This window comes from Aquirufa sp., assembly GCF_964796385.1.
Genome location: NZ_CBAUBA010000009.1, coordinates 37,639 through 54,564 on the forward strand (window position 1 = coordinate 37,639; position 16,926 = coordinate 54,564).

General features: G+C 41.3%; 12 protein-coding genes. 10 read left to right on the plus strand and 2 right to left on the minus strand.

From position 1 onward, the window contains the following. Positions 1-3 precede the first annotated feature (3 nt). The 3 genes from AC1W6K_RS04650 to AC1W6K_RS04660 all read left to right on the plus strand — a co-directional run bounded on the left by AC1W6K_RS04650 (position 4) and on the right by AC1W6K_RS04660 (position 4,061). The gene (locus AC1W6K_RS04650) at positions 4-1,557 is read left to right on the plus strand and encodes a sulfatase (protein ID WP_481946617.1); all 1,554 of its coding nucleotides are present in this window, start codon (positions 4-6) and stop codon (positions 1,555-1,557) included. A gap of 117 nt (positions 1,558-1,674) precedes the next feature. Next, positions 1,675-3,072, plus strand: a complete 1,398-nt coding sequence (locus AC1W6K_RS04655) for a hypothetical protein (protein ID WP_481719432.1) — start codon at positions 1,675-1,677, stop codon at positions 3,070-3,072. 125 nt (positions 3,073-3,197) lie between these two features. Further along, positions 3,198-4,061, plus strand: coding sequence for a bile acid:sodium symporter family protein (locus AC1W6K_RS04660; RefSeq protein WP_481719433.1), 864 nt, complete (start codon positions 3,198-3,200; stop codon positions 4,059-4,061). 33 nt (positions 4,062-4,094) lie between these two features. Here AC1W6K_RS04660 and AC1W6K_RS04665 read toward each other — a convergent pair whose 3' ends face one another. Both AC1W6K_RS04665 and AC1W6K_RS04670 read right to left on the minus strand, forming a co-directional pair. Beyond that, positions 4,095-5,165: a polysaccharide deacetylase family protein gene (locus AC1W6K_RS04665; protein ID WP_481946618.1), complete on the minus strand. Its 1,071-nt coding sequence runs from the start codon at positions 5,163-5,165 to the stop codon at positions 4,095-4,097. A gap of 181 nt (positions 5,166-5,346) precedes the next feature. Next, a complete protein-coding gene (locus AC1W6K_RS04670) occupies positions 5,347-7,482 on the minus strand; it encodes a glycoside hydrolase family 31 protein (RefSeq protein ID WP_481946619.1) in 2,136 nt (711 codons plus the stop codon). A 43-nt stretch (positions 7,483-7,525) separates the two neighbouring features. On the opposite strand from AC1W6K_RS04670, the gene AC1W6K_RS04675 reads away from it, so the two are divergent. The 7 genes from AC1W6K_RS04675 to AC1W6K_RS04705 all read left to right on the plus strand — a co-directional run bounded on the left by AC1W6K_RS04675 (position 7,526) and on the right by AC1W6K_RS04705 (position 16,920). Next, a complete protein-coding gene (locus AC1W6K_RS04675) occupies positions 7,526-9,676 on the plus strand; it encodes an outer membrane protein assembly factor BamB family protein (RefSeq protein WP_481946620.1) in 2,151 nt (716 codons plus the stop codon). A 24-nt stretch (positions 9,677-9,700) separates the two neighbouring features. After that, a complete protein-coding gene (locus AC1W6K_RS04680; RefSeq protein ID WP_481946621.1) occupies positions 9,701-10,876 on the plus strand; it encodes a PQQ-dependent sugar dehydrogenase in 1,176 nt (391 codons plus the stop codon). A 138-nt stretch (positions 10,877-11,014) separates the two neighbouring features. After that, a complete protein-coding gene (eat, locus tag AC1W6K_RS04685; protein WP_481946622.1) occupies positions 11,015-12,349 on the plus strand; it encodes an ethanolamine permease in 1,335 nt (444 codons plus the stop codon). Between the two features lie 7 nt (positions 12,350-12,356). After that, positions 12,357-13,712: a glutamine synthetase family protein gene (locus AC1W6K_RS04690; RefSeq protein ID WP_481946623.1), complete on the plus strand. Its 1,356-nt coding sequence runs from the start codon at positions 12,357-12,359 to the stop codon at positions 13,710-13,712. A 1-nt stretch (position 13,713) separates the two neighbouring features. Further along, a complete protein-coding gene (locus AC1W6K_RS04695; RefSeq protein WP_481946624.1) occupies positions 13,714-14,862 on the plus strand; it encodes an iron-containing alcohol dehydrogenase in 1,149 nt (382 codons plus the stop codon). Positions 14,863-14,865: 3 nt separating this feature from the next. Continuing rightward, complete coding sequence (locus tag AC1W6K_RS04700; protein WP_481946625.1) at positions 14,866-15,552, plus strand: gamma-glutamyl-gamma-aminobutyrate hydrolase family protein; 687 nt, start codon at positions 14,866-14,868, stop codon at positions 15,550-15,552. Between the two features lie 3 nt (positions 15,553-15,555). After that, a complete protein-coding gene (locus tag AC1W6K_RS04705) occupies positions 15,556-16,920 on the plus strand; it encodes an aldehyde dehydrogenase family protein (protein ID WP_481946626.1) in 1,365 nt (454 codons plus the stop codon). Positions 16,921-16,926: the final 6 nt, after the last annotated feature.

The following is a 16,926-nucleotide window of genomic DNA, read 5'->3' on the forward strand; positions in this document are numbered from 1 at the left end:
TATATGTTTTCGAGCTTATCAAGAATTTGTCTTTTAGCTAGTTTTTATTTTTTGGCTATCCCTACTTCATTTTCCCAAAGCCCCCCAAAGCCCAATATCATTATCTTTTTGGTAGATGATATGGGGCTAATGGATACTTCTGTCCCATTTCTTTTGGATGCCAAGGGAAAACCTCAACGCCATCCACTTAATAATTGGTATCAAACACCTAATATGAAAAGATTGGCCGATTTAGGTATGCGATTTTCCACTTTTTACGCACAAAGTGTTTGTTCGCCTTCGCGTGCAAGTCTAATCACTGGACAAAATGCCGCGCGCCACAAAACGACACAGTGGATTAATCCGGATGAAAATAACCGCGGCAACTTAGGTCCTAAAGAATGGAATTGGAAAGGAATCCCTAAAACGGATACAACGATTTTGCCTCTAATACTTCAAAAGCAAGGTTATGAAACAATATATGTGGGTAAAGCACACTTTGGGCCATTTGGGTCTTTTGCAGAAAATCCTCTGAATTTAGGATATCATATTAATATTGGGGGCACTGCAATTGGTCATCCAGGTAGCTATTTAGGTACAGAAAATTATGCCCAAAAAATGAATAATGGAAGTATAAGGCAACAAGTACCCCATTTAGAAAATTACCATCAAACGTCTACTTTTTTGACGGATGCCTTAACGAATGAAGCCAAAAAGGAAATAAATAAGGCGGCAGCAAACAAAAAGCCTTTTTTCTTACAAATAGCACATTATGCAGTACACACGCCGTTTACGTTTGATCCATCATTTAAGGCACATTATATGAAGGATACCTTACGGGGCGTGGAAGCTCAAAAGTTCGCGAGTATGGTTGAAGGGATGGATAATTCATTGGGTCAAATTTTGAATGAATTAGAAAAATTAAGCCTTTCTGAAAATACCATTATCTTTTTTTTAGGAGATAATGGTTCAGACGCACCGCTTGGACCTACACATGAAGTTTCAAGTTCTGCTCCGCTCAGGGGAAAAAAGGGAACACATTACGAGGGTGGAATGCGAATACCATTTATTGCCTCTTGGGCTAAACCTGAACGCACGAATACGTGGCAGAAAAAAATGCCTATAAAGCAAGGTGCCATACAAACTCAATTAGGAACAATTATGGATATCTATCCGACTATTTTAGATTTATTAGATATAAAAAATCCAATCGGACATTCTCTTGACGGCACTTCATTAGCGGTCAATCTGATGGGAAATTCGAATTCGTTAAAATCTGAGACGTTTTTAATGCACTTTCCGCATGATCACCGAAGTAAGTATTTTACAAGCTATCGAAATGGCGATTGGAAGATTGTCTATCATTATTTTCCAGCATTAAACCCTGCTAATACAAGATTTGAACTATTTAACCTTTTATTGGATCCGTATGAAACGAATAACTTGGCTACTAAAATGCCTCAAAAATTGAAACAATTAGTTAATCAAATGCGTGAACAGCTAGAGAAGGAGGGCGCATTATACCCAATTGATGAAAACGGAAATATCACAAAGCCTTCATTTTCCAATAAACTTTAATACCCCGGCGCTTCATGGGTGATTGGTTTCAATTTAACTTGAGCATCTTTTGAAAAGCATAGCAAAAGTAATCCACACATTTAGTTATTTTTGCCTTCTTCGTATCTCTGATTTACTATGAAAAAAATTGGTTTGATTATTGGAACCGTGCTTTCTGGCACAATCTTTTTACTGTCTTTTTTGATTTCTTGCCGCGTTGATCAAACACCTTATTTTAAAACGGCCTACTACCAACAAACGAAAACGCGTTTAGACAGTCTAAAGAAAGTGCTGAAAAGCAATGACGATCTTCTCGAGGCCGGTTTCTCCAAAGTGAGCATTACGCCAAGTGTGGGTCATAATCAAGATAGTCCAGAAATGGGCAAGTTTGTCGAAGTTCCATTGGCTGGTTTTGGTGCCCGAAAAGGGAAAAGCGCCAAAGGTACACATGATAGTATTTTTGTAAAAGCCGCAGCGATCAAAGTGGGCAATCAATTGGTCGTTATAGTGGGTGCTGATATGCTCATTATGCCTCCCAACATCATTGATGAAGTTAGTTTAACACTTCAAAAAAAGGGTATCCAACGAAATCAAGTATTTTATTCAGCCTCGCACACGCATTCCAGCGTAGGAGCTTGGGGGCCAGGTTTTATCGGGGAACAATTTGCAGGGAAAGCCAATGTAGCCATTCAAAAATGGTTGGTTAATCAAATATCAACAGCGGTCACTAAAGCAATTGCCGACTTAAAACCTGCCCGATTTGGGAATGGGTATTTTAATGCGGCGCCTTATGTCAAAAATCGATTGATCGGTGAGACAGGAACCATCAATGGCCAGTTTAATTATATATCCATTCAACAAAAAACAGGGTTCAAAGCGGTAATTGGATCATTTGGCGCACATGCAACGACCATTGGTGCCGATAATTTTGAATTTAGTGCAGATTATCCCGGTTATTGGCAACGAAAAATGGAACAGGGTTCTGTTGACCTAGCTATTTTCTGCGGTGGCTCTGTGGGAAGTCAAAGCCCAGTAGGAGAGGGCAACGAATTTGAAAAGTCGAAGCACATAGGAGAGGCGCTCGCTGACAGTCTCGAAAAGCATTTAACACAGGTGCAACTCAAAGATCGAATTAATTTGTCCTCGATTAGCTTAAAAATGGACTTACCCGCTTACCACATTCGTTTGACAAATCATTTACATTTCACGAGCTGGCTAAGTGAAAAATTAATGCCTTTGCCCCAAAATGTTTACTTGCAAGTCATTAAAATGGATAATCTTATGTGGTTTACGACACCATCCGACTTCAGTGGGGAGTTTGCGCTTCAAATCAAAGATGCGTTGGCCAACAAAGGTTATCATGCCAACATTACAAGTTTTAATGGTAGTTACGTGGGTTATATCATTCCGGGAAAATATTTTTATTTTGATTCCTATGAGCCTAAAACTATGGGATGGTTTGGTCCGAATATGGGGGAATATACGTTTGAAATGTTGCGTCATTTGTCAAATGCAGTGAACCAACCCACGCATTAAGCATATAATCACTTCTGAATATATGGAAAATGAATGTTGGTTTGACTCAAGGTGAAATGCATTTGTTTGTTTAAGGTATTTCGATTTTATTTGCCACCGACATTACATCTAAACCTACACGAATTATGCAAGCAAATTTTTTAGCTGTCGTACTCCTACCTCTCGCATTGGCTATTATCATGATGGGCTTGGGCCTTTCATTGCGCGTAGAAGATTTTAAGCGTGTACTTATTTTCCCAAAAGCCGTTCTGATTGGTTTAGTCTGTCAAATGATTCTCTTGCCTACTATTTGTTATTTTATTGCGGTCGGATTTAATCTTTCGCCTGAATTAGCCGTAGGTCTCATGCTTTTATCGGCTTCCCCTGGTGGTCCCACCGCTAATCTATATTCACATATTGCCAAAGGTGACGTGGCACTCAATGTGACGCTTACGGCCTTGAATAGCTTGATTTCCGTTTTTTCGATTACCATTATTGTGAATTTTGCTATGGCTAGTTTTATGCAAACGGATCAAGTGGTCCCTTTGCAATTCAAAAAAGTATTCGAGGTTTGTTTAGTTGTTTTAGGACCTGTCTCGATTGGCATGCTAATACGTTCCAAAGCAAGCTCCCTGGCGGAACGACTGAGTAGTCCTGTTAAAATTATTTCTGCTCTTTTTCTGGTTTTAGTCATTGTCATGACGATTCTGAAAGAAAAGGCCCATATCGTTCAAGATTTTAAATTAGTTGGGATCCCCACGTTACTATTGAACGTTCTTAGCATGGGTATTGGTTATTTTGTACCACGTTTGTTCCAATTAGGCAAGGCGCAGGCTATTGCGATTGGTATGGAAATAGGTATTCACAATGGCACCTTGGCCATATTTATTGCATTAACGGTGATTGGGAATAGTGCGATGAGTACGCCAGCCGTGATTTACAGCTTGATTATGTTTTTTACAGCAGCGCTTTTTGGCTACCTGGTGAATTTGAAAAAAGAAAATAACTAAGGTTTTTTGACCGTGACTACCTCTAAATTAGAATTAATGAACCTTTTTGCGGCGCTCCAGTAATTCGCGGAAAGTAGTTAATATAATTCCCTCTTTTTCGATGTAGGCTTTTAGTTCAGGATTCATCATGGAATTCATGTCGGCTAAACGCGATCCCCCTGAACCAGATATAAACTTAAATTCCTCTGTAATGTCACTGCTATGTACGATCATCATGGCTACGCCTGGATTCATATTTTTGATTGTTTCAATCCATTGTTGGGCCTTATATTTCCCCCATTCTTCAGCGCTTGGGTTTCCGGCAGGTTTCCAATCGCCGCTAAATGTATGTAAATCGTCTAAAACGGGAAGTCCTGCATTCCAAAGTTTTTCACCCATTTTACTCGCTTCACCAAACAAATCGGTCAACCCATATCTTTTAGCTTCTAATTTGGTGCCCTCTTTCCATGTCCCATCTGCTTTCATCTTTTTAATAAGTGGTAAGTTCATGGATTCAATCATCATTTTATTATTTCCTCCGGGAAACATCACAGGAATGCCTAACTCAATACCTACCTTAACATACCGCTCCAAAAATGGGGGATAGGCAAATAGCGTTCCCATGTGTGAGTCGATGTGCGTAGGTGCCCATCCCAAACGCTTTGCGCGTTCTACTTGAGCTCTAATTTCTCTTTCCACTTCATCCGGACTCGCATTTTTAATAACCTGTTCGACGCTCCGGTGCAGACATCCATCTCCATCACTTAATCCGGGAACTTGCTGGAACCCCGCAAGTGCTGGCCAGCGGTAATCATTCCATTCTGAAGTTAATGTCAGGTGTAAACCCGCATCAGCCTTTGGATTATTTTTCTGTAAATAGTGAATGAAACTTGCGGCCCAAGGGCAGGGCATCATGATACTACATGAAGTAGCTACTCCCTGCTCCATTGATTTATAAGCACCTTGATTGGAAGAATAGGACATTCCGCAATCGTCAACATGGAAAATAAGGACTTTTTTGCCTTTAGGAAATCCAAGCTTTTCGGCATAGGTCTGCTGTGTCTGCGCAACTATTTGGGAAGATATAACCGAAATAAGGGCGAAAATTTTTAGGCAATTAGTCATAGTAGAAAATTGGTTTAGCTATATGTATGGTCATTAAATGAATTAAATAATTTGAGGAGCGAGTTTTATAACTTGCCAAACTTAAAAATTATTTCAATTATATAAAACTGATTTTTTTACAGCTGACTTGGTTTTTATTCAAATGGATTTATAAAAATCGAACGGTCAATTTGTTAATCCTTTATTTCGTCATAAATACCCACCTTACCTCCGGCAAATAGCTCATAGGTGCCTGAATAGCTTGATTTCCCACCAATTTCCCTTGTGGATTTCGTTGAACCGAATACTTCGATAAGGTGAATTTTCCTTTTTCATAATCAAACGATTTACCATCATCATCATACAAGGTAAATGCCCCTGGATTTTGTCCATAATGTTGCAACGTTAGTAGCCATTTCTCACCTTGTTTAGGTGCTTGTCGGTGCACAGGTACCATCGGTATAATACCACCATCTCGGACAAACAAGGGGATTTTTTCCAAAGGAGGTTCAATCTGTATCAATTGGTTTTCTCCCACAAATTCTCCTGTATAAAAATCATACCACTTTCCTTTAGGTAAAATTACCAGCCTGCTTTTTTCCCCTGCAAACATGGGAGCAACCAAGATTTCATCACCCATCATGTACTGGTCTTTGATATCTTTCCGAATCGTCATTTGATATGGATTTGTGGTTGCATCTAGTAGGCCACGCTCTTGGATGTTTTGGTCACTAAATTCGTCTACTAATTGCATGGCGCGAAAGGGCGGTTTTCCCTCCCGGTAATAAGCCGCAAATGTTGTATAAAGGTAGGGTAATAATTGCATCCGTAAATTGGCCACCTCTTTTACCGCTTCGGCTACTTCGGGGAAAGTCCACGGTTTTGTCCCGTCGGCCCACGCATTGATCATGGCCATTGGTGAAAAACAGGCGGATTGCATTCTTCGTATCCACTCTTCCGCTGTTTTGGATGCACGCACTTCTGGAGTCCAGAGGACGCCAATAAAACTACTATTGACCAATGCAGTGATGAAATCCTTGTGATTGTAATAGTCATTGTAAATTATGTAAGGCAAATGGCTACTCCCTGCATTAGAGGCCCTAACTAAACCATAGGTTCGCTTGTTGATTTCTTTGTACCAATCAGCGGTCATTTTTTGTACCAATGATCCATATATTTGCCGCATCTCCTCCGCACTTGTGCCCGATGGGAATGTTGCTACATCCGGCCACACCCAATTGTCATAGCCATCGACCTCGTCTATTTTATAACCACCCACGCCAATGTCTAAATGATTTTTTTTGAAATGATTCTTGTATAACTGACGGGTTTGGGCCAAGGTAAAATCGGGCACCAAACCATTCCAAACTGTATGCGAGCCCGTCAGGTTTTTAACCAAGGGATAGAGGGACGACTTCGGTGAAACATAGGGATTAAGCCATAGATTAGCTGAAACACCCTTTTCCGCTAATTTTGCCAAGAATAATTTGGGTGTCGGGAATCGCGTCGTATCCCATTCAAAGGTGCATGGGTAGGACATGCTTTGCCAACCAGGCTCTACGCCAATAAAATCCAATGGAAAATCATGTTCCTCAAAACTGGCGACTTCTTTCAAGATGTCTTCTTGGGAATAAAGTGTGGGTACGCGTTGCGTAAATCCCAATCCCCATTTGGGAGGTAAATAGCCACCGCCATTGAGTAAATTATAGCGCTGTACAGCTTGCATAGGTGATGGCCCCGCAAATACATACAGGCTAGTTCCATTCGCTGGGACCAATACTTCTACGGCATCCGAATAAGGTTGTGCACTCCATTTTTTATTGGTATTTCGGTCCTGAAGTTCAGGTGGGTTTTTGGAATCGACACGCACACCGGTTCCAGCATAAACGGTGATGTATTGAGCAGCATCGATCAACACGCCATAGCCTTTTGAGGAAACATAAAAAGGAACAGGCGCATGCGTTCGGCCATTATCCTTCCCACCAAAATGATCCATGTGAAGGTTTAAAATACGACCTCGTTGGTTTACCGTTTGAAAATTAAGCCCCAAACCGAACAACTGCTCTCCTTGTTGGAGCGGCAATTTTAGGTAGGTTTTCCCTTGTATGATTTTGATTTCAATGGTCCCTTTATCTAGTGGAAATGCGGTTTTAGGAAGTTGATTTAGCGCGGACAAATTCACCTTGCCACCGGCTGCTTGAAGGAGACTGTGTTTTTGTTTTTGACCAATATCCGCTTTCCAAATACCCGGATAGCTTTCCTTCCAAACAATAGACTTTTGGGCCTTCAAGATGGTTTGGCTTAAAAATAGGAGAATGATTAGTTGGTAAATTCTCATCAGTTGGTTTTTGCTAAATGGTGTATTTTTTTCACTAAGTAAAATGAAAAATTCTCCTCGAAAAACCAAAAAATATTTTTTATCTTCCCGCGTGAGATTTTTGGCATCAATATTTTTAATTGGCTTTTTTAGCTTTTTTACCTCTCCTGAATTTACGGATTGGGAAGGATATCATGGAGGTGATACTCGAAATCACTATTCACCGCTTGCGCAAATTACGCCCGCTAATGTTAAGAATTTAAAGCTTGCATGGGTCTATGCCTCCGGTGGGGCAGATACAATTCACCATACCACCCAAATGCAATGTAATCCCATTATCATAAAAGGGATTTTATACGGGGTTTCTGCGGGATCACAAGCCTTCGCTATAGATGCCCAAAGTGGTCGAGAAATTTGGAAAACAACAATTCGGGAAAATACGCCTGCCATGTCTAGTCGGGGTGTGGCATATTATGCACCAACAAATCATTCACCTGTAGTATTCTTTGGATTTGGATCTTTTCTATTTGCATTAGATGCCTCTACGGGAGAACCGGTTAAGACGTTTGGTGATAAAGGAAAAATAAATTTAGTGGATGGATTAAAACGTCCCGGAGCTGATGAATATGCAGTGCTAAATACGCCAATTTCCATTTATAAAAATACATTGATCGTAGGCACACGTGTCTCTGAGTCAGCTTCTGCCTTACTTGGTGATGTTCGGGCTTTTGACGCATCCTCTGGTCGATTAATTTGGACGTTTCACACCATTCCAAAACCCGGAGAATTTGGATACAAAACGTGGGAAAAGTCGAATTATGTGCATGTGGGCGGGGCAAATAGTTGGATGGGGATGGCCGTAGACTCCAAGCGAGGTATTGTGTATGTGCCAACTGGTTCTGCTGCGTTTGATTTTTATGGAGGAAATCGAAAGGGGGATAATTTATTTGCCAACTGCCTTTTGGCTTTGGATATTCGAACTGGAAAGCGCCTTTGGCATTTTCAAACGGTACATCATGATATTTGGGATCGAGATATTCCCGCACCCCCTAATTTATTCACGATCTTGCATGCGGGTAAAAAGCGTGATGTAGTTTCTATTTTGAGCAAACAAGGATTTATGTTTGTGTTTGACCGGGTTACGGGTAAGCCTATTTTTCCAATAGAGGAAAGACCATTTCCTGCATCTGATGTAATCGGTGAAAAAACATCAAAAACACAGCCAATTCCTCTTTGGCCCTTACCGTTTGCAAAACAAACGTTCACTGAAAAAGATGTAAATGAATGGGCCTCAAATAAAGCTGAAATCATCACGATGCTTCGTGCTTCCCAGACGGGTCAGCCCTTTATTCCAATGAGTTTAACCAAGAAAACTGTTTTTTTTCCGGGTACTGATGGAGGCGCGCAGTGGGGTGGCGCCGCTGTTGACGAAAAACAGGTGATGTATATCCCTTCCAAACAAAATCCGGTATATAGTTCGCTTGTACCCGTTGATAAAACGATTGAAAACTCTGGAAAATCTTTATACGTTCAGCATTGCCAAAGTTGCCACGGTGTAAACCGGGAAGGAAACGAAGATGGAACAATACCTGGCGTTCGAGAAGCTCATAAAAAATATTCGGAACAACTTTTGACACAAATTTTAAGTAAGGGTCGAGGTAGAATGCCTGCATTTAATTTTCTCTCCACTGCAGAAAAAAAAGCGGTTTTGGCTTATGTTCAAGGATTAAATGTAGCGGTTGAAGGGCCATTTAAAAAGTCAAGTTTGGATTTTTCCCCATTTACTAGCTCTGGGTATACGCGCTGGTATGATAGTCGAGGATATCCGGTAAGCAGACCCCCGTGGGGAACTTTAACCGCAATCGAAATGAATACGGGGAAGCACCTTTGGCAGGTTCCTTTGGGCGAATATCCCGAATTGACGTTAAAAGGTATTGCGCCTACGGGTACTGATTTATATGGTGGACCAGCAGTAACGGCAGGCGGGTTGATTTTTATCGCAGCGACAAAAGATGAAATGTTTCGTGCTTTTGATCGACAAACCGGAAAAATTGTGTGGGAGGCTAAATTACCCGCTGCGGGGTATTCCTCTCCAAGCATCTATGCCGTTGGCGGAGTTCAATATGTAGTCATCGCCTGTGGAGGAGGGAAACTAAAAACTAAATCAGGTGATCGATATGTTGCTTTTTCTTTGGGAAATAACACAAGAAAATAAGCTGTAAATTGAAGCTAATTTAAAATGAACCTAAGCAGATTTTTCTATTTTCTCAAGGCATGCCTCGTACAGATTTCCGTGCTATTTTTATTGCTCATGTTTTCCTGTTCAAAAGAGATAGAATCTCCTTTGGCGAGTACTTCACCAACGGGCATACCGGAAATTAAAATTACGACCTTACTCAATAACCAAGGCATCATTTGGGGTTTTGATATTTTGCCTGATGGCAATCTACTTTACACCCAAAAATCAGGGACAATTCAGTTGTTTGATAACCTCACTCGAAGTACCACGCGGATTACGGGATTACCTACTAATATTTCGGCAGTAGGGCAGGGTGGATTATTAGATTTGGCTATTGCGCCTGATTTTGGTACTAGCAAGTCGGTGTTCGTTACTTACAGCATCACTGGCGGTTTTCTTTCCCTAGCCCGCTTTACCTTAAGTGGAAATGTAGCCACTGATTGGCGCTTGTTGCACACGACGGAATCTGCCTCCACGTGGAATGGGCACTTTGGAAGTCGAATTGCTTTTGGTCCCGATGGGAAATTATATTGGAGTGTTGGGGAAGGGGGAGGAGGTAGTTTGGGTGGAGCCTCAAGTCCACATCAAAATAGCCAACGAATCACTACATTCTGGGGCAAAATACATCGAATGAATATTGATGGAAGTGTGCCCAGCGATAATCCGATCCTTCCTGGCCAAACACAACGCAGTACCCTATATAGTTATGGACATCGAAATCCGCAGGGAATGGCTTTTGAACCGAAGTCAGGACGGCTTTTTGTTAATGAACATGGGCCAAGTGGTGGCTGTGAGCTTAATCGAGTCGAAGCGGGAAATAATTTCGGTTGGCCTTTGTATAGCGTTGGCATAAATTACAATGGAACGACAATTAGTAATGGACACACGGCGCCTGGGATTGTTGCGCCCTTAAAGACATGGACACCGGCTCTTGCTCCTTCCGGACTTACTTTTATCAATCATACTTCGTTTAAAGATTGGAATGGCAATTTATTGATGGGAAGTTTGACACGAAAGCATTTACTTAATATAAAAATGACAAATGGTATTCCTGGAATTGAAACCATTTTACTCCCAGATTTTGGCCGCATACGGAATGTGAAAATGGGGCCTGCAGGTAAAATTTATGTGAGTGTGGAGGATGGAGGAAGGTTACTTGAGCTGACGGCTAAGTAATTTTATTGATTGTAAAAGTGGTTTAGTTTCTTTGAGAACACATTCAATTCAGGTAATATTTTCCTACATTCGTTTGAGTAAAATTTAAGTAGATAATTTAATCAGGTATTACTTTATCTAATGTCAAATGCCAATTAAATGCAACTTAATTCAAGCGATAGTGAGCATCAAGCTCACATGAAAAAAGTCCTAAGCCCCTTGATGTTATGGGGCCTGGGTGTTGGTTATGTCATTTCTGGGATGTATTTCGGATGGAATTTAGGGCTAAAAGAAGGAGGAACACTTGGGTTGGCCCTCGCGACGATCCTCGTTATTTTGCTCTATACGTGTTTTAGTTTTTCTTACGCGGAATTAGCTTGTGCTATTCCGAAGGCTGGCGGTGTTTTCGATTATGCAACGAAAGCCTTTGGGAATCAAATTGGATTTATTGCTGGTTTAGCCCAAATGATCGAATTTATTTTTGCTCCACCCGCAATTGCTTTTGGTATTGGCGCTTACTTTAATCTATTTTTCCCAGATATACCAATTCTTTGGATTTCATTATCGGCCTATTTCATATTCACAGCGCTCAACATTTACGGCATTAAAGCCGCCGCAACCTTTGAATTATGGATCACGATTATTGCGGTGGTTGAAATTTTGATTTTCGCCGGGGTTACATTGCCTCATTTTAAATGGGCGAATATGCAGCAAAACGCCTGGCCGAATGGTTGGTATGGAGTTGTTGCCTCTTTGCCCTTTGCGATTTGGTTTTTCTTAGGCATTGAGGGTTTGGCAAATGTAGCCGAAGAGGCGAAAAATCCGCAGAAAGATATTCAACGCGGTTTTGGTTCCGCACTATTCACGCTCGTTATTTTATGTGTGCTCGTATTTTTTGCCGCGATTGGTGTAGGTGGTTGGGAAGCCATTGTTTTTAAGAATGGGCTTTCTGGTGAAACCTCTGACTCCCCACTTCCCCTAGCGATGGGTCAAATTGTGGGAACGAATTCCTTGTTATTTCACTTACTTCTGACGGTGGGGCTTTTTGGCTTAATTGCTTCTTTTCATGGGTTAATTTTAGCAGCGGGTCGTTCAACGTACGAATTTGGATTGAAAGGTTTTGCTCCCCAATTTTTAGGAAAATTACATCCTAAATTTTTAACGCCTGCCAATGCACTTTTCGTCAATATGGGGATCGGAATCGCTGCATTATTGACAAATAAGACGGCTGAAATAATAACGGTTTCCGTAATGGGTGCCTTGACACTGTATTTTATTGCCATGCTTTCATTACTTCAATTACGCAGGAATGCCCCTAATTTAGCAAGGCCATTTTCAGTTCCTGGGTACCCGTGGTCACCCTTAATTGCCCTCGTACTCTCTGGTGCTTCTTTCCTTTTAATTGCATACAATAATTCAAATTTGTTTTTTATTTATGCTGGGATCATCCTAATTTGCTTGCTGTTTTTTAAGTTGTTTTTTCCAAAAAAATAAGGTCATCATGACGGAGAATCAAATTTTTGATTACGTGCGGGAACATCCAGACCAACGAGTAAAAGTCGCTTTGGTAGATATTGATGGGGTTTTACGTGGGAAGTACATTAGTACTGAGAAATTTTTCTCTGTTATCCATTCAGAAATGGGTTTCTGTAATGTGGTTTTTGGTTGGGACATGGCCGATGTGGCGTATGAAAATTCTCAGTATACGGGTTGGCATTCTGGCTATCCTGACGCCCCTGCGCGCATTTATCTTTCTTCCTTTAGAATGATCCCTTGGGAAAACAATATTCCTTTTTTTCTGTGTGAATTGATTGATTCCCCACAACATAGTGCTGCTGTTTGTCCACGAAATTTACTCGAAAAAGTTATAGATGTGGCGCAAAAATCCGGATTTACCCCTTTCTTTAGTCAAGAATTTGAGTGGTTTAATTTTGAGGAAACACCTGCTTCCGTGCATGAAAAGAATTTCCAAAATTTAAAACCCTTAAGTCCTGGAATGTTTGGTTATTCAGTTTTACGAAGCACTTTACGCAATGATTTTTTCAAATCACTATTTTCGGATTTAGGATCTTTCGGAATTCCATTAGAAGGTTTACACACTGAAACAGGTCCGGGCGTTTATGAAGCTGCGATAACTTATTCAGGTATATTAGAAGCTGCCGACCGGGCTGTTTTGTTTAAATCATCAGTAAAAGAATTAGCCTATAAGCAGGGTATTATGGCCACATTTATGGCCAAATGGGATGAACGTTTACCAGGTTGTAGTGGGCATGTGCATCAAAGTCTTTGGGATGCAGGCGCCTCTAAAAATTTGTTTTTTGACGAAATGGATGAGCAAAGAATGAGTGCAACCATGCGGCATTATATTGCGGGCCAACTCCATTGTTTGCCATTTATTTTACCCATGTTTGCGCCTACGATCAATTCGTATAAGCGTTTAGTGGAAGGAGCTTGGGCTCCCACAACGCTTACTTGGGCAGTGGACAACCGGACGGTTGCTTTGCGTGCTCTTCCTGGAAGTAAGAAATCAACACGGCTTGAAACGCGGGTGGTAGGCTCAGATGTGAATCCATATTTGGCCATGGCCGCCTGTTTAGCGAGTGGTTTGTATGGCATTCAACATCAATTAGCTTTGCAAGAACCTACTATAGGAAATGGTTACGCTGATGTTTCATATGGACGTTTGCCGGGCAGTTTGCATCAGGCAACGGAGGCAATGAAACATTCACCCATTGCCATTGAATTATTTGGTGAAACGTTTGTAAAGCATTTTGTAGCTTCCCGGGAGTGGGAATGTCAGCAATATGGCCGCGTAGTGAACGATTGGGAAAAAAGAAGGTATTTTGAAATAATTTAAGATGGATTTTAATCAAGTAAGACAATTTAATTTCCCGACTATTATTCGGTTTGGGGCTGGAGCGGTAAAAGAATTAGCCCCCTATTTAAAAAACCATGGTTTTTCTAGGCCTCTGCTCGTGACCGATCCGGTGATTGCAGAACTTGGATTTTTTAAAAATATTTGTGCTGATTTAGCTCATGCAGGTATATCTGTAGAAGTTTTTTCGTCCATCCATAAAAATCCGGTTAAGTCGGACGTATATGCAGGAACGGCTGTTTGGGATGCAACAAACCGAGATTGTTTAGTAGGAATCGGTGGAGGTGCAGCTTTGGATGTTGCGCGTGCCATCGTACTTCAGGTAAACCATCGGGAGGATTTGTTTGTCTATGATGATTTAATTGGGGGTGATGTATATGTGACCAACGATGTTCCGCATTTTGTCACCATTCCGACCACCTCGGGTACGGGTAGTGAGGTGGGTAGATCTGCCATTATTGCAGATGATGAATCACATCAAAAAAAGATTTTATTCTCCCCGAAACTTTTGGCCAAAATTGTTTTTGCTGACCCGCTTTTAACCATGGAATTACCCGCTTTTGTTACTGCGGCCACAGGTATGGATGCATTGACTCATAACATGGAGGCATATTTAGCCAAAAATTTTCATCCTATGTGTGATGGAATTGCCTTGGAGGGGATGCGTTTAGTGGCGGAATCGCTGGTGGATGCGGTACGACAACCCGATTTAAATGCGCGATCAAAAATGTTGCTTGCCTCCATGATGGGTGCAATTGCGTTTCAAAAAGGATTGGGTGTTGTTCACTCCTTAGCGCACCCGCTTTCATCTCTTTTAGATACACATCACGGGTTGGCGAATGCAATTAATATCCCTTATGGAATGCGTTTTAACATCGCGGGTTTTGAGGATCGATTTGCCCGGATGGCTCAGGCCTTAGGTTTGAAATCGGAGTTAGGGGAATCGGTAGTTCAATATCTTTTTGACTTAAATTCAAAGGTTGGGATTCCCCATCGCTTACGTGAAATTCAAGTCAAAGAGTCTCATTTAGATACGTTATCAGCTTTGGCTTTTGCAGATTTTGCACATCCCAATAATCCAAAACCCGTATCTCAATCTGATTTTAGGGCACTTTATCAGGAAGCATTATAAGGTATGTGCACCATTGGAATAACTTCATCAGCGACCAATTTTCAAAATTATCCAACATGGATTTCGGGTGAAGATATCGAGGTTATTATCTTAGCATATCAAGATCAAAATACACATGATTTCGAGCGTTGTGATGGTTTTTTGCTGACTGGTGGAATCGATTTACATCCTCAATTTTACCAAAATCAACGAACTAATTACCCTAATTCTACGGATTTTAACGAATCACGGGATCATTTTGAAATAGCTGTTTTCAACTATGCTCAAAAGCAAAATAAACCGTTATTGGCAATTTGCCGGGGCCTTCAATTAGTTAATGTGGCCTTAGGCGGAACCTTATTCCAGGATCTTCAAGAAAGTGATTTTTTGAATCACCGAAAGACCGCTACAGGTGATTTTGAACATCAAATTGAGGTCGATTCAGATACCTTATTAGCAAAAATTTGTGGACTTACTTCTGGAATGGTCAACTCAGCTCATCACCAAGGCATAGATAAGTTGGGAAGCGGACTTAAAGTTGCTGCGCGTTCCACTGATGGGGTGGTGGAAGCCATTGAATATGCAGATCAGGAATTACCTTTTTTTTTAGGAGTACAGTGGCATCCAGAGCGGATGCAGATTCCTGCTTTTAACCTAGCTTTTTCACAAAACATTCGTTTTGCTTTTATCGAAGCGATGCAAAAAAAATAATATATGCATATCATTAATCCTGCTACTGAAGAAATAATTGCTACTATTCAAGAAGATTCAATGGATAGTTTGGCAATAAAATTTACCCGTTTACAACATGCAGCCTCTGCGTGGTCAGCAATTCCACTTCAGAATCGTATCGATATTATTGAGAAATTTGTGTTTTTGATTAAGGAAAACAGCGAAGAATTAGCGGCTATTTTAACGTCTGAGATGGGTAAGCCTTTGCAACAAAGTAGAAATGAAATTAATGGAGCCGGTGCAAAGGCTAGTTGGCTTGCCCAACATGCCACCCAATATTTAACAGATGAGATCATGTCGCTTTCAGATCAATTGACAGAAAAGATTGTATATGAGCCTCTAGGAGTCATTTGTAATATTTCAGCGTGGAATTATCCCTACAATGTGGGCGTCAATATTTTTGTGCCAGCCTTGTTGGCCGGTAACGCAGTCATGTACAAACCATCTGAATACGCGTCGTTGACAGGTCTGCAAATTGCCAACTACCTAATTGAGGCAGGCGTGCCGGAGGATGTTTTTCAAGTGGCTATCGGGGAGGGGGATGTTGGTAAGGCGCTTTTAGACCTGCCTTTTAATGGTTTTTACTTTACGGGATCGTATCAAACGGGTCAAATAATTTATACGCATGTGGCTACCAAGATGGTTCCATGCGTACTTGAACTAGGCGGAAAGGATCCCGTTTATGTGGCGGATGATGTGGTGGATGTGGTGGCTGTAGCTGCTGGAATTGCTGATGGAGCATTTTACAACAATGGACAAAGTTGTTGTTCTGTTGAACGTATTTATGTGCAATCGGCTGTATATGAGGAGTTTGTGCAGGCCTTTGTGGAAGAGGTTAACTCATGGAAAGTAGGTTTGCCCACGGAGGATGGCGTATATATTTCGGTTTTGAGCCGAAAGGCGCAATTGGATGTTTTGACTTCCCAAGTGGAGGATGCGGTAGCGAAGGGAGCTCGGGTTCTAGTGGGAGGGAAACGCATGGAGGGGAAGGGGAATTATTTTGAGCCAACGGTCATAGTGGATGTGACAAATGATATGGTGTTAATGCGTGAGGAAAGTTTTGGTCCCATTATTGGTATTATGCGTGTTGAGCATGATGCAGATGCCATTCGTTTGATGAATGATACAAATTATGGGTTAACGGCTGGGGTGTATTCGGTTGACCAAAATAGGGCAGAGGCCATTTTAGCTAAAGTAGATTCAGGTTCTGGTTATTGGAATTGTTGTGATCGGGTGAGTGCGGCACTACCATGGAGCGGTAGGGGGCATTCGGGTTTTGGCTCAACACTCTCCCATGTGGGTTTAAGGGTTTTTACGAAACCGAAAGCTTACCATTTGAGGAAGTAAGTGAGT